The 18,341-nt window shown below is 43.0% G+C and carries 18 protein-coding genes and 1 pseudogene; 14 read left to right on the forward strand and 5 right to left on the reverse strand.

What is annotated here, in order from left to right:
- Positions 1 to 20 precede the first annotated feature (20 nt).
- Together ACZ48S_RS05010 and ACZ48S_RS05015 are read right to left on the reverse strand one after the other, a co-directional pair.
- On the reverse strand, positions 21 to 1,187 hold the full coding sequence (locus tag ACZ48S_RS05010) for a tyrosine-type recombinase/integrase (RefSeq protein ID WP_464211531.1): 1,167 nt from the start codon (positions 1,185 to 1,187) through the stop codon (positions 21 to 23).
- 33 nt (positions 1,188 to 1,220) lie between these two features.
- A complete protein-coding gene (locus ACZ48S_RS05015) occupies positions 1,221 to 1,967 on the reverse strand; it encodes a hypothetical protein (protein ID WP_464211533.1) in 747 nt (248 codons plus the stop codon).
- 401 nt (positions 1,968 to 2,368) lie between these two features.
- Between ACZ48S_RS05015 and ACZ48S_RS05020 the strand changes: the two genes are divergently transcribed.
- The 7 genes and pseudogenes from ACZ48S_RS05020 to ACZ48S_RS05050 all read left to right on the forward strand — a co-directional run bounded on the left by ACZ48S_RS05020 (position 2,369) and on the right by ACZ48S_RS05050 (position 7,710).
- Positions 2,369 to 2,551, forward strand: coding sequence for a helix-turn-helix domain-containing protein (locus ACZ48S_RS05020; protein WP_464211535.1), 183 nt, complete (start codon positions 2,369 to 2,371; stop codon positions 2,549 to 2,551).
- On the forward strand, positions 2,548 to 3,816 hold the full coding sequence (locus tag ACZ48S_RS05025; RefSeq protein ID WP_464211537.1) for an AAA family ATPase: 1,269 nt from the start codon (positions 2,548 to 2,550) through the stop codon (positions 3,814 to 3,816). Before ACZ48S_RS05020 ends, ACZ48S_RS05025 begins: the two co-directional genes overlap by 4 nt.
- Positions 3,817 to 3,980: 164 nt before the next feature.
- The gene (locus ACZ48S_RS05030) at positions 3,981 to 4,391 is read left to right on the forward strand and encodes a hypothetical protein (protein WP_464211539.1); all 411 of its coding nucleotides are present in this window, start codon (positions 3,981 to 3,983) and stop codon (positions 4,389 to 4,391) included.
- A gap of 54 nt (positions 4,392 to 4,445) precedes the next feature.
- Entirely contained in the window at positions 4,446 to 4,718 is a 273-nt protein-coding gene (locus tag ACZ48S_RS05035; RefSeq protein ID WP_464211540.1) for a hypothetical protein, read from the forward strand.
- A 178-nt stretch (positions 4,719 to 4,896) separates the two neighbouring features.
- Positions 4,897 to 6,021: pseudogene (locus tag ACZ48S_RS05040) on the forward strand (phage major capsid protein); the annotation flags it as partial.
- A 56-nt stretch (positions 6,022 to 6,077) separates the two neighbouring features.
- Complete coding sequence (locus tag ACZ48S_RS05045; RefSeq protein WP_464211542.1) at positions 6,078 to 7,448, forward strand: phage tail tape measure protein; 1,371 nt, start codon at positions 6,078 to 6,080, stop codon at positions 7,446 to 7,448.
- A gap of 16 nt (positions 7,449 to 7,464) precedes the next feature.
- Entirely contained in the window at positions 7,465 to 7,710 is a 246-nt protein-coding gene (locus ACZ48S_RS05050) for a hypothetical protein (RefSeq protein ID WP_464211544.1), read from the forward strand.
- 68 nt (positions 7,711 to 7,778) lie between these two features.
- Here the strand turns inward: ACZ48S_RS05050 and ACZ48S_RS05055 are convergent, their stop codons facing one another.
- Both ACZ48S_RS05055 and ACZ48S_RS05060 read right to left on the reverse strand, forming a co-directional pair.
- The gene (locus tag ACZ48S_RS05055) at positions 7,779 to 7,994 is read right to left on the reverse strand and encodes a hypothetical protein (protein WP_464211546.1); all 216 of its coding nucleotides are present in this window, start codon (positions 7,992 to 7,994) and stop codon (positions 7,779 to 7,781) included.
- 245 nt (positions 7,995 to 8,239) lie between these two features.
- Entirely contained in the window at positions 8,240 to 8,779 is a 540-nt protein-coding gene (locus tag ACZ48S_RS05060; RefSeq protein WP_464211547.1) for a COG2426 family protein, read from the reverse strand.
- Positions 8,780 to 8,900: 121 nt separating this feature from the next.
- Between ACZ48S_RS05060 and dxs the strand changes: the two genes are divergently transcribed.
- From dxs to ACZ48S_RS05095, 7 genes are read left to right on the forward strand one after another with little or no spacing between them, the layout of a single operon-like run.
- On the forward strand, positions 8,901 to 10,820 hold the full coding sequence (dxs, locus tag ACZ48S_RS05065) for a 1-deoxy-D-xylulose-5-phosphate synthase (protein ID WP_464211548.1): 1,920 nt from the start codon (positions 8,901 to 8,903) through the stop codon (positions 10,818 to 10,820).
- A gap of 33 nt (positions 10,821 to 10,853) precedes the next feature.
- A complete protein-coding gene (locus ACZ48S_RS05070; RefSeq protein WP_464211549.1) occupies positions 10,854 to 12,065 on the forward strand; it encodes a phosphoglycerate kinase in 1,212 nt (403 codons plus the stop codon).
- Entirely contained in the window at positions 12,065 to 13,270 is a 1,206-nt protein-coding gene (locus ACZ48S_RS05075) for a 2,3-bisphosphoglycerate-independent phosphoglycerate mutase (protein WP_464214566.1), read from the forward strand. Before ACZ48S_RS05070 ends, ACZ48S_RS05075 begins: the two co-directional genes overlap by 1 nt.
- A 5-nt stretch (positions 13,271 to 13,275) precedes the next feature.
- The gene (gene tpiA, locus ACZ48S_RS05080) at positions 13,276 to 14,034 is read left to right on the forward strand and encodes a triose-phosphate isomerase (protein ID WP_464211550.1); all 759 of its coding nucleotides are present in this window, start codon (positions 13,276 to 13,278) and stop codon (positions 14,032 to 14,034) included.
- A gap of 31 nt (positions 14,035 to 14,065) precedes the next feature.
- A complete protein-coding gene (miaA, locus tag ACZ48S_RS05085) occupies positions 14,066 to 15,007 on the forward strand; it encodes a tRNA (adenosine(37)-N6)-dimethylallyltransferase MiaA (RefSeq protein ID WP_464211551.1) in 942 nt (313 codons plus the stop codon).
- Complete coding sequence (gene dapF / locus ACZ48S_RS05090; protein WP_464211552.1) at positions 14,994 to 15,845, forward strand: diaminopimelate epimerase; 852 nt, start codon at positions 14,994 to 14,996, stop codon at positions 15,843 to 15,845. Before miaA ends, dapF begins: the two co-directional genes overlap by 14 nt.
- Positions 15,846 to 15,892: 47 nt before the next feature.
- Positions 15,893 to 17,077 carry an LL-diaminopimelate aminotransferase gene (locus tag ACZ48S_RS05095; protein ID WP_464211553.1) on the forward strand — a complete coding sequence of 395 codons (1,185 nt, stop codon included), beginning with the start codon at positions 15,893 to 15,895 and terminating at the stop codon, positions 17,075 to 17,077.
- A 110-nt stretch (positions 17,078 to 17,187) separates the two neighbouring features.
- Here the strand turns inward: ACZ48S_RS05095 and hflX are convergent, their stop codons facing one another.
- Entirely contained in the window at positions 17,188 to 18,291 is a 1,104-nt protein-coding gene (gene hflX, locus ACZ48S_RS05100; protein ID WP_464211554.1) for a GTPase HflX, read from the reverse strand.
- Positions 18,292 to 18,341: the final 50 nt, after the last annotated feature.

Below are 18,341 nucleotides of genomic sequence, written 5' to 3' on the forward strand. Positions count from 1 at the left end.
CCGCTATTTTGTTGTTAAAACTACACTCTTGCCGTTAATTTGACGTTAATTTTTTCTGCCAGACCATTTTGCCCGATAGGGATTACCTCGTCAAGTAAAGCCATAGCATCAGCTTGCATACCCTCGATTATATGAGAGTAAGTATCCATTGTAAAGGCTACTGAGCTATGTCCCAGGGCTTCACTTATTACTTTGGGCTTTGCGCCTTTCAGCAGCATAAGGCTGGCGAATGTATGCCGCAGATCGTGAAATCTGACGTTATACAGCCCGGCCTTTTTTACTAACCTGTTGAAGTTATGGCTCAAGACGCTAGGGTCAACCGGCTTGCCTTCTGTGCTGGCAAACACCAGCTCATCAAGACTTAAGTCCTTTCCAAGACCTTCATACAAGAGCTTTCTTTCCAGCTGATACTCTCTCAGAAAGCAAGCCAGCTTTGGAGTCATAGAAACCCGCCTTCGGCTGTGCTGCGTCTTGGGTTCAATGAACTGACAGACTCCCCGGCGCTTGTATAAAGCCCGGTTGACTGATAGGCAAAGATAATCAAGGTCAATATCCCGCCAGCGCAGCCCTAAGAGTTCCGCTTGCCGCAGCCCGGTTGAAACCGCCGTGTAGATGATAGGGTAGAACTGATTACCCTGGGCATATTCCAGCAGCACTTCCAGTTCACCCGGTGTCAGTGTCCGCATTGGTTTCTTTATCGGCTTGGGCGGGTCCACCATTTCGCAAGGATTCCGGCCAAGATAGCCTTGCCTTACTGCATACTTGAAAGACTGTTTGAGTAACCGGTGGTGGTAGTGAACCGAACGGCCGGACAAATTAGCGCAGGCTTTGCCGTAGTATTCTTGAATTGCCTGTGGAGTTAAGGCCTTCAGCTGAACCCTTCCCAGTGCTGGTATGAGATGGCCGTGGCATATACCGTTTATGGTTTCGTGCGTCCGATGGCTGCAATTGGTTTTGACGTATCCGTCAAGCCATCGTTGAAGGTGGTCTGCCACTGTGACCTTACTGGGTGGCGTATAGCCGCCTTTATCCAGGCTGGAAAGCAACTCAGTCAGTCTGCGCTGTGCGTCGCCCTTTCGGCCTCTGATGGTCTCAAAGTGACGTTTCCGGCTGCCGTCTGATTCTGTGCCGGTATAGACTTGGATTTGCCAGCTATCTTTCCCCCGGGCCCTTATGGAACCTCTCATCTGTATCACCCCCTTTCTTTATTGAATTACCGCTTATTGCTCTTTCTCACCCCCTTTCATTTGATTGTTAATACTATCATCTTTGTCTAATTGCTTTTCCCTCTCCTCGAGAGCCTGATCTTCCGGTGACAAATTTCTGTGAATGTTTTTATCAAAGCACTCCCAATCAGGTTTAAGATTAAATCTAGGTTCGGATAGGCGGTCCTTAGGGACGACACCAGTAGCATTAGGACCGGGATTATTAGGGTCATGAGGGAATCCTCTATAAGTCATAAGAAGTTCGTAATCATCCCTCCATAACCATTCAAAGTCCGTTATATTGTTAAACTCAACTCCGGCTAGTTGCATGGCCTGCTCTTCGTTAGCATATTTTATGGCCCTCTTCGTTATTGCATCTAAGTTCAAGTGTTTTCCCTTCTTAAGGTTTGAAAACCTTGCCACCCATTTCGCCTGTCTGACCGTTAAAGTATGCCCTTCCTGTCTGAGCATAAACCAGGCACCCATGACACTATTTAGAGCTCCCGACTCAATCTCGTAGTGTGATAATGAGTAAACAGTCCAGGGTTTATCTCTTGGGTCTAGCGGCTCATTTTCGTATTTATGGCGTATAGATGGTAAAAGTTTTTGAACGGCACTTAACCCCGGATAGTTGGGGACCGGGGATTTTAACCGCTTAACAACCTCCCGCTGGATTTGTTTGGCATTCCAATCGCGGTGCTCCTTCCATACATTTGCAATTAGAGTTTTTTCTTTGTCTCCGAGTGGTGGATTTTTTGCCATTTGTTTCTCCTATATCCGCTTATACATATTTGCCTATTCGTGATATCTACTTAAAGGGTCTTGCAGTGGATATCCATAAATTAGATAATTAAGCATAGATATTTAATACGATTCTTTTATCTTATCTTAATATCGTATTATATCACATTAAAACGATAAGTCAATAGTTTTTTTGGAGGACCAGATGGCCTTCCACCAGGAGGAAAGAAATATGAGCGGAGGAAGACGAAGCCAAAGAGTTAAACGGGCTTTTGAAAGAAACCGGCTAAAGTCGGAACCCGAACCCAAAGAGCCAACACGCAGCTCTTTCCCGACACCGGAAGAGCTGCAAGAGTTTCACTCAGAGGCTGAACTTAAACAACTTTGCTTCCGAGAGCACGATTTTTTACCAGGGGGTTAATATGGCAGAGAGAATGACAGTCAATGCAGAAGAAGCCTTCCAGAAGCTGGGTATCTCCAGGAATTGCGGCTACGACTTAATCCGGCGGAATGAGTTTCCGCTTCCCATTATCAAAGCCGGAAAAAGGCTATTGATACCCAAAAAAGCATTGGATGAACTGCTAGGGGCAGGGGCCAGCTCATGAGTTTACCACGGATTCTTGAAGCAATAAACGGTCTGGATTTCGACTGGCAAAAAGAGAAGGTCTGCATCGAGGTGCGGCGGCTAAAGTTCCATAGTGACGAACTCAAAGGCGAAATCACTGTGGCATCAACGGCACCAGGCCTAAAAGCTGGCCATTTACACCAATCGTCTTTTAATTTCAGCTCAGACACCACTCGAACCCGTCTTGCCACCAAGTTAGATAAGAAAACTAAAGGTGAGTTTGACTGGGATACTATGCTTGAGCAGGCCTGCTTCTATACCCTGAACCGTCAACGCCGTGGAGAGTCAGCGGTTGAAATCAACACATCAGAAGCCGAAATAGAGCCGCCACGCTACCTGCTCAGGCCGTTTCTAATCCAAAATTACCCGACTATATTCTTCGGCGATCCATCCAGCGGCAAGTCACTGGTAAGCCAGCTTGTCGCGGGAACTGTGACGCTACCGTGGCATCTTAACCCAATGGGCTGGGACGAACCGGCGCAACCGCTTAAAGTCCTTTACCTTGACTGGGAAACCGACCGCAACACGGTAACATGGACCACCAAGTGTATTGAGCAGGGCATGGAAACCGGCCCGCTACTCTTCTACTATCGCCGCTGCCAGCGACCGCTTGCCGACGACATCGAGCAGATCGTTGAATGGTGCGTCGAAACCGGTGCCGACATTGTTATCATCGACTCCCTGGGCATGGCCGTCGGTGGGGATCTGAACGCTACCGAACCCGCCCTTAACTTTTGGAACGCTTGGCGCAAGCTCAAAACCACGTCCCTTATCCTTGCCCACACCAAAAAGGATAACGGCGACAACAATCAGAAACGCACCGTCTATGGCAACCAGTACTACACAGCCGAGGCCCGGTGCGTCTGGGAAGTCAAGAAGGTCCAGGACGCTGGTGACGACTCCATCGACCTTGCCCTCTACAACCGCAAGCCACCACCGTTTGCCAAAATCCACGAGGCCATGGGCTTACACATTGACTTCGAGGACATCGACGATAACGGCATCGCCCATGCTCTCAAGGCCACTAATCAGAAGCCGGAGAACGTCAGTGGGTTTATGAAGGACATGGGTACTCAAGCCCAGGTGCTGGATTTACTACGTGAAGGAGCTCTGAATAATAAAGATATTGCAGCGGCACTTGATATTAGTGAGGCTAACACAAGGATGACAACCAAACGCCTCAAAGACAAAAACAAAATCATGAAGTTAAACGACGGCAGATGGGGGCTTTCTTATAGTGGTTAATCAAAATTGTTGTAACAGCGTAACAGGGTACCCCTTAAAAGGGGGGTACCTGTTACGTTACGCTAAAAGTAACCGTTACGTAACACCCGTAACACCTGTTACGCCTTTAATCGTAAATCATCATTACCAAGACCGTATTAGTTGGGGTAATTGGAACTAATTTTATGGATATTGAAGAAAATATTACTACTGACACTCAATGCTCCTTTATTAAGGGAAATGGCGAACGGTGCGCAGCTGCGAAGATGCGTGACTCTGACCACTGTTACTTCCATAGTTCACAAGTAGTGGTTGAAAGAGCTGAGGCCCGGCGCCGGGGTGGACTGAGCCGCCATGGTCAAAAGGGAGAAACCGGCTCTTATAGCATCAAGTCACCGGCTGACGTCCTGGTCATTATTGAAGATGCCATCAATGACGCTTGCGCTTTACCGAATACCCAGGGCAGGGCCAAGAGCATTGGTTATCTTTGCCAGATTATCTTGAAAGGCTTTGAGGTGACTGAACTGGAGAACCGGATCACGGCAATTGAGGGAAAGATTAACGGCAGAAATAACGGCAGCCACTCCCAGCAATAAGGGAATTTACGAATAAAGACAGCTATCTATTAGTTATATGAAAGGTGGAAAACGATGAATCAGACAACTTTAGAATCCAAACTATGGAAGCAGATTGACGAAATACTTAGTCTCAATGAAGATGCCCGGTGGAAAGAATACAGTGAAGCCCTTGACCAGCAGGACTGGAAGAAAGCGCATCTTTTATTGAATCAAATCACCACTGAGTTATTCAAAAGCAACGTATCGTTCATTAAAGATATGAGGGAATTATTGCAGCTCTTTACTCAAGATGTAAAAAAAAACAATGATAAATTAGCGGTAATACGTGGGTTAATTACATCCTAACCCGCTGTATTATAGGTTCCATTGGGTTCCTCCATAAGTGTGGGAAAAGGGGAGCCGGTTAATCCACTCCCCAATTCCTACGCTGTGCACTCGAAAGAGCCGCACTTAATAAAAGTGGAGTCGTGCAAACACTCAACTTCTTTAATGGAACCAAAGAAAAAAAGAAAGAAAGGAAACTAAACAAATGGACGTATTAAACAAAGTCGAAGAAGTATGTTCCCAAATCCTCGAAGGGGAGAAGAAGCGCAACGCAAGACTGGATCAACTGGAGTTTAAGTTCAACAAGCAAAACGCTGTCCTTAGCCCGGCAGGCATGATGGCAATGCCCAATGAGAGCTTCACAGAAAGTGACCGGGCATTGTTCAAGTATATCCGTAAGGGGTTACCTTCCCTGTATGCGGACGAACAAAAAGCCCTGGTTGAAGATTCTACCGGGCAGTATCTAGTATCACCAGCTCTTGAAACTGAGATTCAGCGCTCCCTTGAAGACCTGGTTGTCATTCGTCAGTTGGCTTCAACGAAGTCAATTGATAAAGACCGGATTAAGGTCCGTGACATCACTGAAGCCTCTGTTGACTGGGGCAAACTGGAAACCGGTACTGAGATCAATGAGTCTGATTTGACTCCTGGTGCTCCCGAATACAAGTACGTTGAAGACCTCTACGGGCTTGTTAAAATCGGTGAAGATATCCTGGACGATTCGGACTTTGACTTGGTGCGGATACTTTCCGATTCATTCTCCCGGGCGATTGCTGAGAAGGAGAACTTGGCCTTCTTGAAAGGTACTGGTCACGACAATGACCAGCCGGACGGTATCACGGTTGATACTACGCTGCTGGCAAACGCCAAAACCACCGCCGCGGCCGGTGCTGTCACCGTCGAAGACTTCATGCAGTGTATTTATGGGGTGCCTGCAAAATACCGGAAGGGTAGTTCATGGGTTGTGAACTCGACCACGGAATTTGAGCTGCGCAAGCTCCGTTCTGGTGGCTCTACTTCCAATGATGGGCCTTTCCTGTGGCAGCCGTCCGTTGCTGCTGGCCTTCCCAATACGTTCTTGGGCTATCCGATTTATACCCAGGACGATATGGATGACCTGAGCGACACTGAAGGCGTTATTGCCATCTTCGGTAACTTCAAATACGGTTATCGAATCTTGGACCGCAAAGGCGTTTCAATTCAGCGGCTTAATGAGCTGTATGCTGAGGCGGGGCTGGTCGGTTTCAAGGTTCATGCCCGTGTTGGTGGCTACCTGATACGGCCGTCCAATGAAGCCCTGGTGCTGCTCAAAGAGCACTCCTAAACAGTAGAAGGGGAGGGGCCTTTGTGCTCCTCCCCTTTGTTAATTGAGGTGTTATAATGGCTGAATTATCAATTCTTCTTAAAATGGAAGACCAAGCGACCAAGCAGCTTAAGGGCTTCAAGGGTGAAATAAGCAAACTTGGCCCCACTCTTAAAACTGTCGGCATTGGTTTGGCCGCGGCTGGTACTGCTGCTATTGGTTTTGGCGCGGCTTCGGTCAAGTCTTTTGCTGATACTGGTGACGCTGTTCAAAAGATGGCGCAAAGGACAGGTTTTGCCACTGAGGCATTATCAGAGCTGAACTATATAGCTGAGTTATCCGGGGCGACCTCGCAGGACTTGGAAGCCGCTATCAGGCGCATTTCTCGTGTTTCTGATATGGCCGGTCAGGGCGTGGAGAATAACTACACCCGCAGGCTTGAGCAGCTGGGGCTTAGCGTTGAAGAGTTTATCGCTTTGCCGCAGGAAGAGAAGTTTAATTCTATCCTTCACGAGTTGGCTGGGGTTGATGATGCCGCCCAGAGAACAGCCATAGCTTTTGACCTGTTCGGAGATGCCGGTACGAAACTATTGCCTATGGTTGAAAGCGGCTCTGAGGCTATCGCTGAAATGAGACAAGAGGCTCATGATCTGGGCATTGTGTTTGACCAGGAAGCCGCTAATTCAGCAGCCAGTTTCAATGACGCTTTGACCAGGGTGCAAGCGGCCATGAAAGGGGTCATGAATGAGATTGCACAAGCCCTCATGCCAGCACTTGAACCGCTTGCAGATGCGTTTCTTGACCTGATTAAGTCACTGCCGTTAAAGGAAATCAGCCAGCTGATAAAGGACCTTTTACCGCCTTTAGTGGAGCTGTTTGTTGAAATACTGGACGCAATACCGCTCGAAACTGTCATCAAGTTTGTTAAATTGGCTTTAACGCCTTTATTGAACGTGGTGAAGAACTTACTCCCGGTGCTTGAGCCTCTATTCAATATCCTCGAAAAGATATTGATTGTCTTAACACCTGTAATTGAGTTCATTGGTGACCTGATAGGTAAGATTTCAGAGCTGGCCGGTGGTGCTCTTGGAACGGTATTCGGTGGTATCTCTAACGTCTTGGGCGGGATAGGTGACTTCTTTGGTATAGGTGACGGTGATAAGAAGCGCATGGCTGAAGCCAGTCAAAGCATATCAAGTGCGGAGTTGGCCGGGTATCAATCTCAGTTCGATATGTATAAGGCACAATACGAAGCAGGGAAGCTCTCAGACGCCCAATGGGGCAACGTGGTTGGTCAATTTGCGCCTGTTCTTGGTGGCAGCGGCTCAAACACTAACGTCACCGTCAACGTTTCCGGCTCAATTCAGACAGAACGCGACATCGTTGACTCCATCCATCAAGGCCTCTTGCAAAAACAAGGAAGAAGCTTTAATCTAGGGTTAGCTTGATACAAGGAGGTGCGTAATGAGTTTTGAAAATCGTCTTAAACAACTTGAATCAAGATATGGCGGGTCTTTACCTAGCAGTATTCCTGAAGTGAGCACTGACGACGGAATAAGGAAGATGGGGTTTGATCCCGACGAATTGAGGGCAAAAGCAAAGGCTAATAATCAGCCAAGGGCTGAAGTACTGGCTAATGAGCTTGGTATGACCTTCATGGAGTACAAGGAAGCTCTTAAGGCTAGAGTCCGGGAAACTGGCTTTCTGTAAGCCAAATCTAGGGACGCAAAAAGGGGGGCAAGGGTATTTGTATTCACCACTTGCCCCCCTTTGTTTGTCTAAGCAGTTACAAGGGAAGAGGCCAGCCAGCCTTCTTCAAAACCGATAACTTCTAGAGCTAAGTTTGTATCGGTTAAGCCAGGAACGGCCGCTATTTTCTTGGCGCAGTACTCTCTTACTGCCTTTTGCAGCTCTTCATTATTCTCATCCGCACTGCCCAGGTCTGCCAAGAACTCTTCAATTGCTTCCGGGGTGTTAACCATAAGTTTCTCCATTAGTTTCCTCCTGTTATTTTTGACGTTAATTTGCCGTTAAACTGTTTGGTATAGGCTTGGACTAATGGGGCTTTTAGCTTTGAGAAGAGGTTTTGAGGGTAACACCAAAATATACCGTTTCAAACGTAAAAGTATGCTTTGGTATTACTGGCTCGGAATTAGAAGGCAGCCGCTCTATCCACTGAGCTACTGGGACATGATTTTATACTAACACTGGCTTTATATAAGGGTCAAGAAAATATCGTTTAAGCTCTTATAGACTTAAAAAGCAGCAAGGCTGAAAATACCAGGACAATAATCAACACCCCATACCATCCCATAAGTGAAAGAGCAGTCACAATTATACCGGCTGTAATTATTCCCAAAGCTATATATATTAACGATTGCCAGATAGGGAGACCAAGTAGTACCGCTGCAATGGATCCTGTCCAAGCGCCGGTTATGGGCAAAGGGATGGCAACAAAAATGGTCAAACCAATCCGTTTATATCTTTCAATTACTCCGGTACGCTTTTTAGTATGATTGAAGATCCAGAAAATGAACTTTTGGAAAACAGCAATGCGGCTTAGTATACTGGTTACCCAGTTCAGGAAAAGCAGAATAAATGGTATAGGTAATAAATTCCCTAATATCGCCAAGAATAATGCTGTCAGCCAGGAGAACTCAAAAACACTAATTGCAATCGGGATCGCGCCACGCAACTCTAAAATTGGCATTGCAGCAATAATAATGACCACCAATGCTGGAGGGAATCCTAGATCAGTAAAATATTGCTGTATTTCCATGTTGTGCTTGGGAGTCTATCAGAGCTTCATACAACCGTCAACACGAGTGGTTTAGCTTGACAGCGCTATTGTCCGCTGTTAGTATAATCGCTAGTCCATACCGATTTTTAAAGGCGGTTTGTTGTCAAATATACTGGATACGATTAATTCCCCAAACGACTTAAAGCATCTCGACGATGAAGAACTGAACCGTCTGGCTTGTGAACTTCGGGAAGAGATGATCACCCGAGTAACAGCCAATGGAGGCCATTTGGCATCCAGTTTAGGTGTCGTCGAACTTACTATCGCACTACATAAAGTATTTAACTGCCCAGAAGATAAGATTATCTGGGACGTCGGCCATCAAAGTTATGCGCATAAACTGCTAACGGGACGCAGGGAACAATTCGCTACTCTAAGAAAATATGATGGCATGTCTGGGTTTACTTGCCGTGATGAGAGTCCATACGATGCATTTACTACCGGGCATGCCTCTACATCCATTTCTGCCGCGTTAGGGATGGCTATAGCCAGAGAGATTAATAAAAACGAGAATCATGTTATAGCTGTTATCGGCGATGGTGCAATTACTGGAGGAATGGCTCTTGAAGCCCTTAACCATGCTGGACATCTCGGTAAGCGTTTAATTGTTATTTTAAATGATAATGGCATGTCCATATCACCGACAGTAGGGGCAGTATCACGTATTTTCAATAAGGTAAGGTTTGACCATCGTTATTATCGTGTAAGTGAAAAAAGCCGCAGTATACTTAAAAAAAGTAGGTTAGGCAGCCGTTTATGGGAATTTGGTCAACGCATCAAGGGTAGTTTTAAACGTATGGTTATGCCAACTATACTATGGGAAGAATTCGGTTTTGCCTATATAGGACCTATTGATGGGCATAATATTACAGATGTAATTTCCGCTTTGGAACAAACCAAAAATTATTCGCATAAACCCACATTGATTCATGTCATTACTACTAAAGGAAAAGGCTATGCTCCTGCCGAAATCGATGCTGTTCATTTTCACGGAATATCTCCAAAGAAAAGCCCAACAATTGATAACAAAAATGAAGCCGAGATACTTAATTACAGCCAGGTGTTCGCTAAAACGGTAGAAAAAATAGCTAGCAATAACCCTAAGTTGGTGGTTATTACAGCTGCCATGCCTGATGGATACAGTTTGGTTAATATGCAAAAGGCAAAGCCCAACCAAGTTTATGATGTCGGCATTTGCGAACAGCACGCAGTTACCTTTGCTGCTGGGCTCGCTTCTGAGGGAATGGTTCCAATTGTAGCGGTGTATTCCACCTTTCTTCAGCGAGCGTTTGATCAAATAATTCATGATGTGGCATTGCCAAATCTACCTGTAATTTTCGCATTGGACCGAGGGGGAATTGTTGGGGAAGATGGAAAGACCCACCAGGGTATTTTCGATATTTCATATCTTTCTCTTATTCCCAACCTTGTCATTGCAGCTCCGGCTGATGAAAACGAACTACAGCATTTACTTTATACAGCTACTGTCTGCAACCTTCCAATGGCGATCAGATACCCCCGTGGAGCAGGTATCGGAGTAAAATTAGATAGCGAACTGCGGATACTTCCGATAGGTAAAGCTGAAGTTATAAGATACGGAGAAAGAGCAGTCCTATTAGCCATTGGGGTTAGTGTTAATATGGCAGTGTCCGCCGCAGAAAAACTGGAAAAAGAAGGCTATCCTGTAACCGTAGTTAATGTAAGATATATTAACCCTCTAGATAAAGAATTGTTGCTACAACTGACAGAAGAATCTACTAATTTTATGGTTATTGAAGAAAACGTAATACAAGGAGGGGTAGGTAGTAAAATCGCACTTTTCCTTGAACATGAAGGCTTAAACGATATACGGTTAAAATGTCTTGGTATACCTGATGAATTTGTAAAACACGGAACCCAGGATCAGTTACGGAAAGATTACCACTTGGATAGTGAGGGTATTTATCAAGAAACCTTATCCTTTATTTTAGACAAGAATGACTCAATATCCGAAAACACTTTACCGACTCAAATTATTTAATTTCATTGAAATTGTTAATTTCAAGGAGACCAAATGAAACCCCTGACTATACGTGATATCGATGCTAGCAACAAACGTGTTTTAGTTAGAGTTGATTTTAATGTACCTTTGAATTCCAAAGGGGAAATTACCGATGACAGCCGTATCAAGGCTGCAATTCCGACCATAGAATATTTGCTTGAGCAAAGATCTAAAGTAATATTAATGTCTCATATGGGGCGTCCTGATACAAAAAGAAACGATTCACTCAGTCTAAAGATTGTTGCTGATAGATTATCTCAATTGATGAGGCACCCGGTAAAGTTTATTAACGAATGCATTGGATCCTCAGTAGAAAAAGCAGTAAAAACAATGAAAAGTGGTGACATTGTTCTGCTTGAAAATTTACGATTTCATCCAGAGGAAGAAGGTAATGATCCTGCATTTGCTGAGCGTTTATCTAGTTTGGGCGAAATTTATGTTGATGACGCTTTTGGGACTGCTCACAGACGTCATGCCTCAATAGTAGGGGTAACGAAAAAATTACCAGCTGTGGCTGGATTGTTACTGGAAAAAGAAATTGATTCTTTAGGACACATATTAGAAAACCCTTCTAGACCATTTTGCGTGCTTTTTGGTGGTGCCAAAATTAGTGATAAAGTTAAACTCCTTGAAAATATTATAAATAAAGTCGATACAATTCTGGTTGGCGGCGGCATGGCAGCCACTTTTTTAAAAGCCGATAATTATGAAGTAGGACATTCGATTATTGATGAAAATCTTGAATCTGCTATTAAGATTATTGCCAAAGCAAAAAAATATGGTATAAGACTAATATTGCCAAGAGATGTCATTGTAGCGAATGGTTTATCACTTGAATCAGAGGGTACCTGTGTTCCGATTGAACAAATTTCCATAACAGATCGAATTGTTGATATAGGTCTTCTAACGATTAGTTTGTTCACCAAAGAGCTAGAACGTTGTCGAACAGTGTTTTGGAACGGACCAATGGGAATATATGAAATACCCCAGTTCGCCCAAGGCACCAAATCAATGGCAGAGGTGATCGGGCGTCTGCATGCTACTACCATTATTGGAGGTGGTTCCACAGCTGAAATTGTTTCAGAGCTTAACATGGCCCATAAAATGAGCTTTGTTTCTACAGGTGGGGGATCATCAATGCTGTTTCTTTCAGGGGAAAAACTACCTGGAGTAGAAGTTCTCTTAAAAAAGACTAATATTTCAGACAGGAGTGTTACCCAGTGATTGGACAAATTTCATTAATGCGCGAACTATCAATAAAAACTGATAGTAAGATCATAATGCTTGTATTAGACGGGCTAGGAGGGCTCGAAGACTCCAGTACTGGTAAAACCGAACTAGAAATATCTTCCACCCCAAATTTGGATTTTTTATCATCCAAAAGTATTTGTGGTCTTTTGGACCCAGTGGCTCCTGGGATTACTCCCGGAAGCGCTCCAGGCCATTTGGGATTATTCGGTTACAATCCACTTGAATATCAAATCGGACGCGGTATACTTGAGGCTTTAGGAATTAATTTCCACCTCAAAGAAGGTGATATAGCCGCCAGGGGTAATCTATGTACATTAGATAGTGAGGGAATAATAACCGACCGCCGTGCCAACCGCATTTCAACCGAAAAAAGCCTCGAATTAGCGAGTATTTTGGATGGAATGGAAATTGAGGGAACAAAAATAATCATCAGGGTAGTCAAAGATCATCGATTGATAGCCGTTTTTCGTGGTGCGGAACTTTCGGACGAAATTACAGATTCTGATCCTCAAAAAAACGGTTTAAAACCAGTCGGAGTGCAAGCTCATGCAAAGCAAGCAGAAAAAACGGCGAATATTGTTAATGAGTTTAGTAAAAAAGCGCAACGAGTATTAGCAGATAAATACCCAGCTAACGGATTGGTATTACGAGGCTTTTCCAGGAAACCGAATTTTCCTGTTTTTGATGAGATCTACAAACTCAACGCATGTGCTATAGCCAGTTATCCGATGTATCGCGGACTTGCTAATGTGGTAGGAATGGACACTATCCAAACGGGAACCACCTTCTCCGAACAAATAGACACACTGCAGGAATCTATCAAAGACTATGACTATTTTTTTGTTCACTATAAAGACACAGACGCAGCCGGAGAAGATGGCAATTTTCAACAAAAGGTCCAAGCCTTGGAAGATTTGGACAGGTTTCTCCCCAGAATAATATCTATGCAACCGGATGTATTAGTTATAACAGGGGACCATTCTACACCAGCCACACTAGGTGGTCACAGTTGGCACCCCGTTCCTGTGATGCTTCTTTCAAAACATTGCCGGTCAGATAATGTAAATAAATTTACTGAAAAAGAATTTCTTAATGGTGGATTAGGCAGAATATCAGCAGCACAACTTATGCCAATCATTATGGCTAATGCCATGAAATTGAAAAAATACGGGGCTTAATAACCATGGATCATCGCAGAAAAGTAATAGCGGGCAATTGGAAGATGAATACAACATTGGATGAAGCTGTTGAACTCATCAATGAAATGCGTTATGAAATTGAAGAAATCGTAAATGTCGAAACAATTATCTGCCCTCCATTTATTTCCTTATATAAACTAAAAGAATTGATTTGCGATACTCATATCAAACTTGGCGCACAGAATGTATATTTTGAAGAGCAGGGAGCATTCACCGGAGAAATATCCCCACTGATGCTTTCCGAATTATGCCAATATGTATTAATAGGACATTCGGAAAGACGCCAATATTTCCAAGAATCAGATAAAACGATCAATTATAAAATCAAAGCTGCTTTGAGGCATGGAATAAAACCAATAATTTGTATCGGGGAAAACTTATCACAAAAAGAAGCCGGAGCCACACGCAATATAATTCATACTCAATTGACACAAGACCTCGCTGAAATTGATGCACCTAATGTACTAATAGCGTATGAACCGATTTGGGCGATTGGGTCCGGCAAAGCTGCCGACGCAAAAAACGTAAATAGCCTTATGTCCGAAATACGCCACTTACTGGCTGAAATTTACAACCAAGAAACTGCGAATCAAATACCTCTCTTATATGGAGGTAGTGTAAATGCCAGCAATATTAGTGCATTTTTGCAACAGTCGGAAATAGACGGTGCGTTAGTAGGGGGGGCGAGTCTGAAACCAACGCAATTCGTGGAAATAATAAGACAAGCCTCATTAATTAGTTGAAAGCTACTCCTTTTTCAGTAAAAGTAATAATGTGAATAAACCTTTAGTTACAATAGTTGGGCCAACGGGTATTGGCAAGAGCAAACTAGCAAATGAATTAGCGCAAATAACCCGAGGGGAAATAGTTAACGCTGATAGTCGCCAAGTATACCAATATTTAGATATTGGAACAGCCAAACCATCAGCTATAGATTTTAAAAATACCCCTCATCATTTGTTCGACATAATATTACCTAACCAGATTTTTAATATCGCTGAATACCAACAGTGTGCATATAAAAAAATAGATGAAATTCAATCACGTTCAGGTATTCCGTACTTAGTAGGGGGCACGGGACAATATGTGTGGTCAGTTCTCGAAGGCTGGTGCATACCAAGAATAGCCCCTGACTGGGATTTGCGAAAAAAGCTAGAAGTACATATTGAGACATATGGAAAAGAGTCTCTGTTTCAACAGTTACAAAACATTGATGCTTCAGCTGCCCGAGAAATTCACCCAAACAATACCAGGAGAATCATTCGAGCCCTTGAAATTCGAATAAATTCCGGGCAAAAATTAATTCCGAACAAAAAGATACCCCCGACATATAATATTTTAGTCCTTGGATTGACTACCGATAGACAAACTCTTTATAACCAAGTTGACTCTCGTATTGATAAAATGTTAGAAAAAGGTTTTATTGAAGAGGTAAAATCTATCCTAGATAAAGGTTTCCCAAAAAATGCCCCAGCGTTTAAGAGCGTTGGATATGAGGAAGCACTCAATTATATAGAAGGCAAAATGAATCTGACTGATATGATTAACAAGATAAAAACCAGGACACACAAATTGATAAGACAACAATACAATTGGTTCAGATTAAATAATCCAAATATACACTGGTTGGATTTAAAAGAAGACTATATTTTCCATGCAGCACAGTTAATAAACTCGTTCATTGAAAGCGATGAGATAGAAAATGGATTTTACTAAAGTTCAGAGCATCGGTAACGATTTTATCCTTATTGAAGCAACCAATGAGGAGATTAACTGGGCCGATCTCGCTAACAAAATGTGTCAGAGGCATTACGGCGTCGGCGCAGATGGCCTTTTGCTACTGTTGTCTTCAAATAAAGCTGATTTTCGTATGCGAATATTTAACAGTGACGGTTCCGAGGCTGAGACCTGTGGTAATGGTCTGAGGTGCCTTGCAAACTATGTTTACTCTCGAAGTTTATCAAATTCTCTAAATTTTACTATCGAAACGATTGCGGGCATACATGAAGTTGTCATTCAAATTAATAACGGGGTTACTAAAATACGTATTGGTATGGGGGTACCTGAATTTAGTGCAACACAAATACCATTATCAATAGAGCCTGATATAAAATATTTAAAATGTGGAATGATAGCCAATTACCCATTGGCTATTGAAGATACTACTCTGGACCTTTCCTTTGTTTCAATGGGCAATCCACATTCGGTCTGTTTCGTTGAGAATAATGTGGAAGAATTTCATCTAACTGAATATGGACCTCTTGTAGAAAAAAATCATCTATTCCCACAACAAACCAATTTTGAAATTGCACAAATTATTGATAAGACTAATTTGGAAATGCGTGTATGGGAAAGAGGCGTAGGGGAAACACTCGCGTGCGGTAGTGGTGCCTGCGCTGTGACAGTTGCCAGCTGGATTCTAGGCTATACAACCAGCACTGTTAACATAAAACTTCCCGGTGGAGAATTAACTGCTGAATGGAATGGTCCAGGAGAAGATATCTACCTAACTGGTAAAGCAGAGATATTATTTTTCGGAAATTGGCCTAATTAATATTTAATATACAAAAATAGTTAACCGTACGAAAGGGTTTATCTTTAATGAACATCGCAGATAGAATCGTAAATTTACCACCTTATCTCTTCGTCACCATTAGTAAAAAAATAGCGGAAAAAAAGGCCCGTGGAGAAGAAATAATCAGTTTTGGAATAGGTGATCCAGATTTACCTACTCCGTCAAATATCGTTGATAAACTATGTGCGGAGGCAGCTGTAGCTGGTAATCACCGTTATCCTGAATCTGAGGGGTTACCAGAATTGCGGAAGGCAATAGCTAACTGGTATCTAGAACGTTTTGGTGTTGACTTAGACCCTGAGACCGAGGTATTACCATTAATTGGTTCCAAAGAAGGTATTGGGCATATGGCTTGGTGTCTGCTTAATCCTGGTGAGATCGCATTAGTGCCGGACCCTTCTTATCCAGTGTATTCTATCAGCACAGCTCTAGCAGATGCACAACCATATATGATGCCATTAACTGCTGGGAATTCTTTTTTGCCGGATTTAAATATTATTCCCCAAGATGTGCTAAAAAAAGCGAAGGTAATGTGGTTAAACTATCCCAATAATCCCACCGGAGCCATAGCAGATTCTGAATTTTTCAACAGGGTGGTTTCGTTCGCGAAAAAAAATGACATTGCTGTGTGTCATGATGGGCCTTACACTGAAATCACATTTGATGGATATACAGCACCAAGTTTTTTGCAGTCTACAAGCGCCAAGGATATAGGGGTTGAATTCCATTCACTTTCTAAAAGCTACAATATGACAGGCTGGCGTATTGGAATGGTAGTTGGCAACGCAATAATGATAGACGCTTTAAAAAGATTAAAATCAAATCTCGATTCCGGGATTCCCCAAGCAATCCAATGGGCAGCTATCGAAGCATTAAACAATTCCCAGGAGGATATCTCTAAAAATAATGCCATATATAAGCGAAGGCGTGATTTAATTGTGGAAACCCTTCATGATATGGGCTTGGAAGCCGATGTCCCAAAAGCAGCCCTTTATATCTGGGCAAAGGTCCCCGCTGGTTATACGTCAGCCTCATTCGCTACGGAATTACTGGATCAAGTTGGTGTTGTTGTTACTCCGGGTAATGGCTATGGGGAATACGGAGAAGGATATATCAGATTATCCTTAACCGTACCGGATGCTAACCTAATTAAAGGACTATCTAAACTTTCTAACTGGCGAGGAATTACCGGCAGAAGTAAAAAAAGATAAGCCAAAATAGCGACAATGTTTATGTAAACTTATTATTAAATATCAGTAACACTATACATAACATATATAGTGCGAACCTCCTTTGCTTCCTAGTGTTTACATAATACATATTAATTTAGTATTTGACTTATTTTTTTTCTCAATTCCCGCAAACCCCAACGACAAGTTGTCGATGTTAGTACCGAATCTGCAGGTGGATATTCCCCCAAACCTACCAAATACTGTAAAACTTCACTTTCTTTCCATTCAATTGATATCCCAGGTAGAAGGTCTACTTTATTATAAACAGTTATTCTAGGCTTATTTGAAAGCTTAAGATCTTCCAATAAATTCTCCACCATACGAAATTGTTCAGTAGCTTTAGGAGATGTGACGTCTATAACATGAACGAGTATTGTCGCTTCGGATAATTCCTCAAGTGTAGCATGAAAGGCACTAACAATAGTTGGTGGAAGTTTTCTAATAAAGCCAACTGTATCAGTAACTAAAACCGATTTCCCGTCATCAAGCCTCATGCGGCGCGTAACAGGATCTAGAGTTGCAAATAGTTTATCTTCAACCAATACATCAGACTTGGTTAAAGCTTTTAGTAAGCTGCTCTTTCCACTGTTGGTGTACCCAACCAAGGCAATAATGGGTATTTGCTCCCTGCGTCGTCGGTCTCTATATAAATCACGTTGTTTAGAAACATCTGACAGTTTTTCTCTACAAGTGATTATCCTTTTTTGTAGCAGTCGCCTGTCTGTTTCTATTTGAGATTCTCCAGGACCGCGAGTCCCTATCCCACCACCCAAACGTTCAAGATGACTCCATGCCCCGGCTAATCTCGGCAATAAATACTGGTTTTGGGCTAATTCAACCTGCAATTTTCCTTCCCGGGTTCGTGCGTGCTGAGCAAAAATACCCAATATAAGAGATACTCGGTCTATTACTTTTACACCAATTGAGTCTTCAAGGGTTTTTTGCTGTATTGGCGTCAATTCATCATCAACGACTAAAGAATTAAACCCTAAATGCTGTTTATTATTAATTAATTCCTGTATTTTCCCTTTACCAAGATAAGTGTTTTTTTGATAAAATGGCAACTTTTGGATCATCCTGCCGACCACAGTACCCCCGCTTGTCTCAACCAATTGCTCTAGTTCTATCAGCGAGTCTTCCGCGGTCCATTCATTATCTTTTCTATTTTTGGTTATATCAACGCCCAACAGCATTACCTTTTCAGGTTTTGGGCTAGCATCCAACAATGTTTTAATGTTAATTG

The sequence above is a fragment of the Dehalogenimonas sp. NIT-SK1 genome, assembly GCF_055384165.1.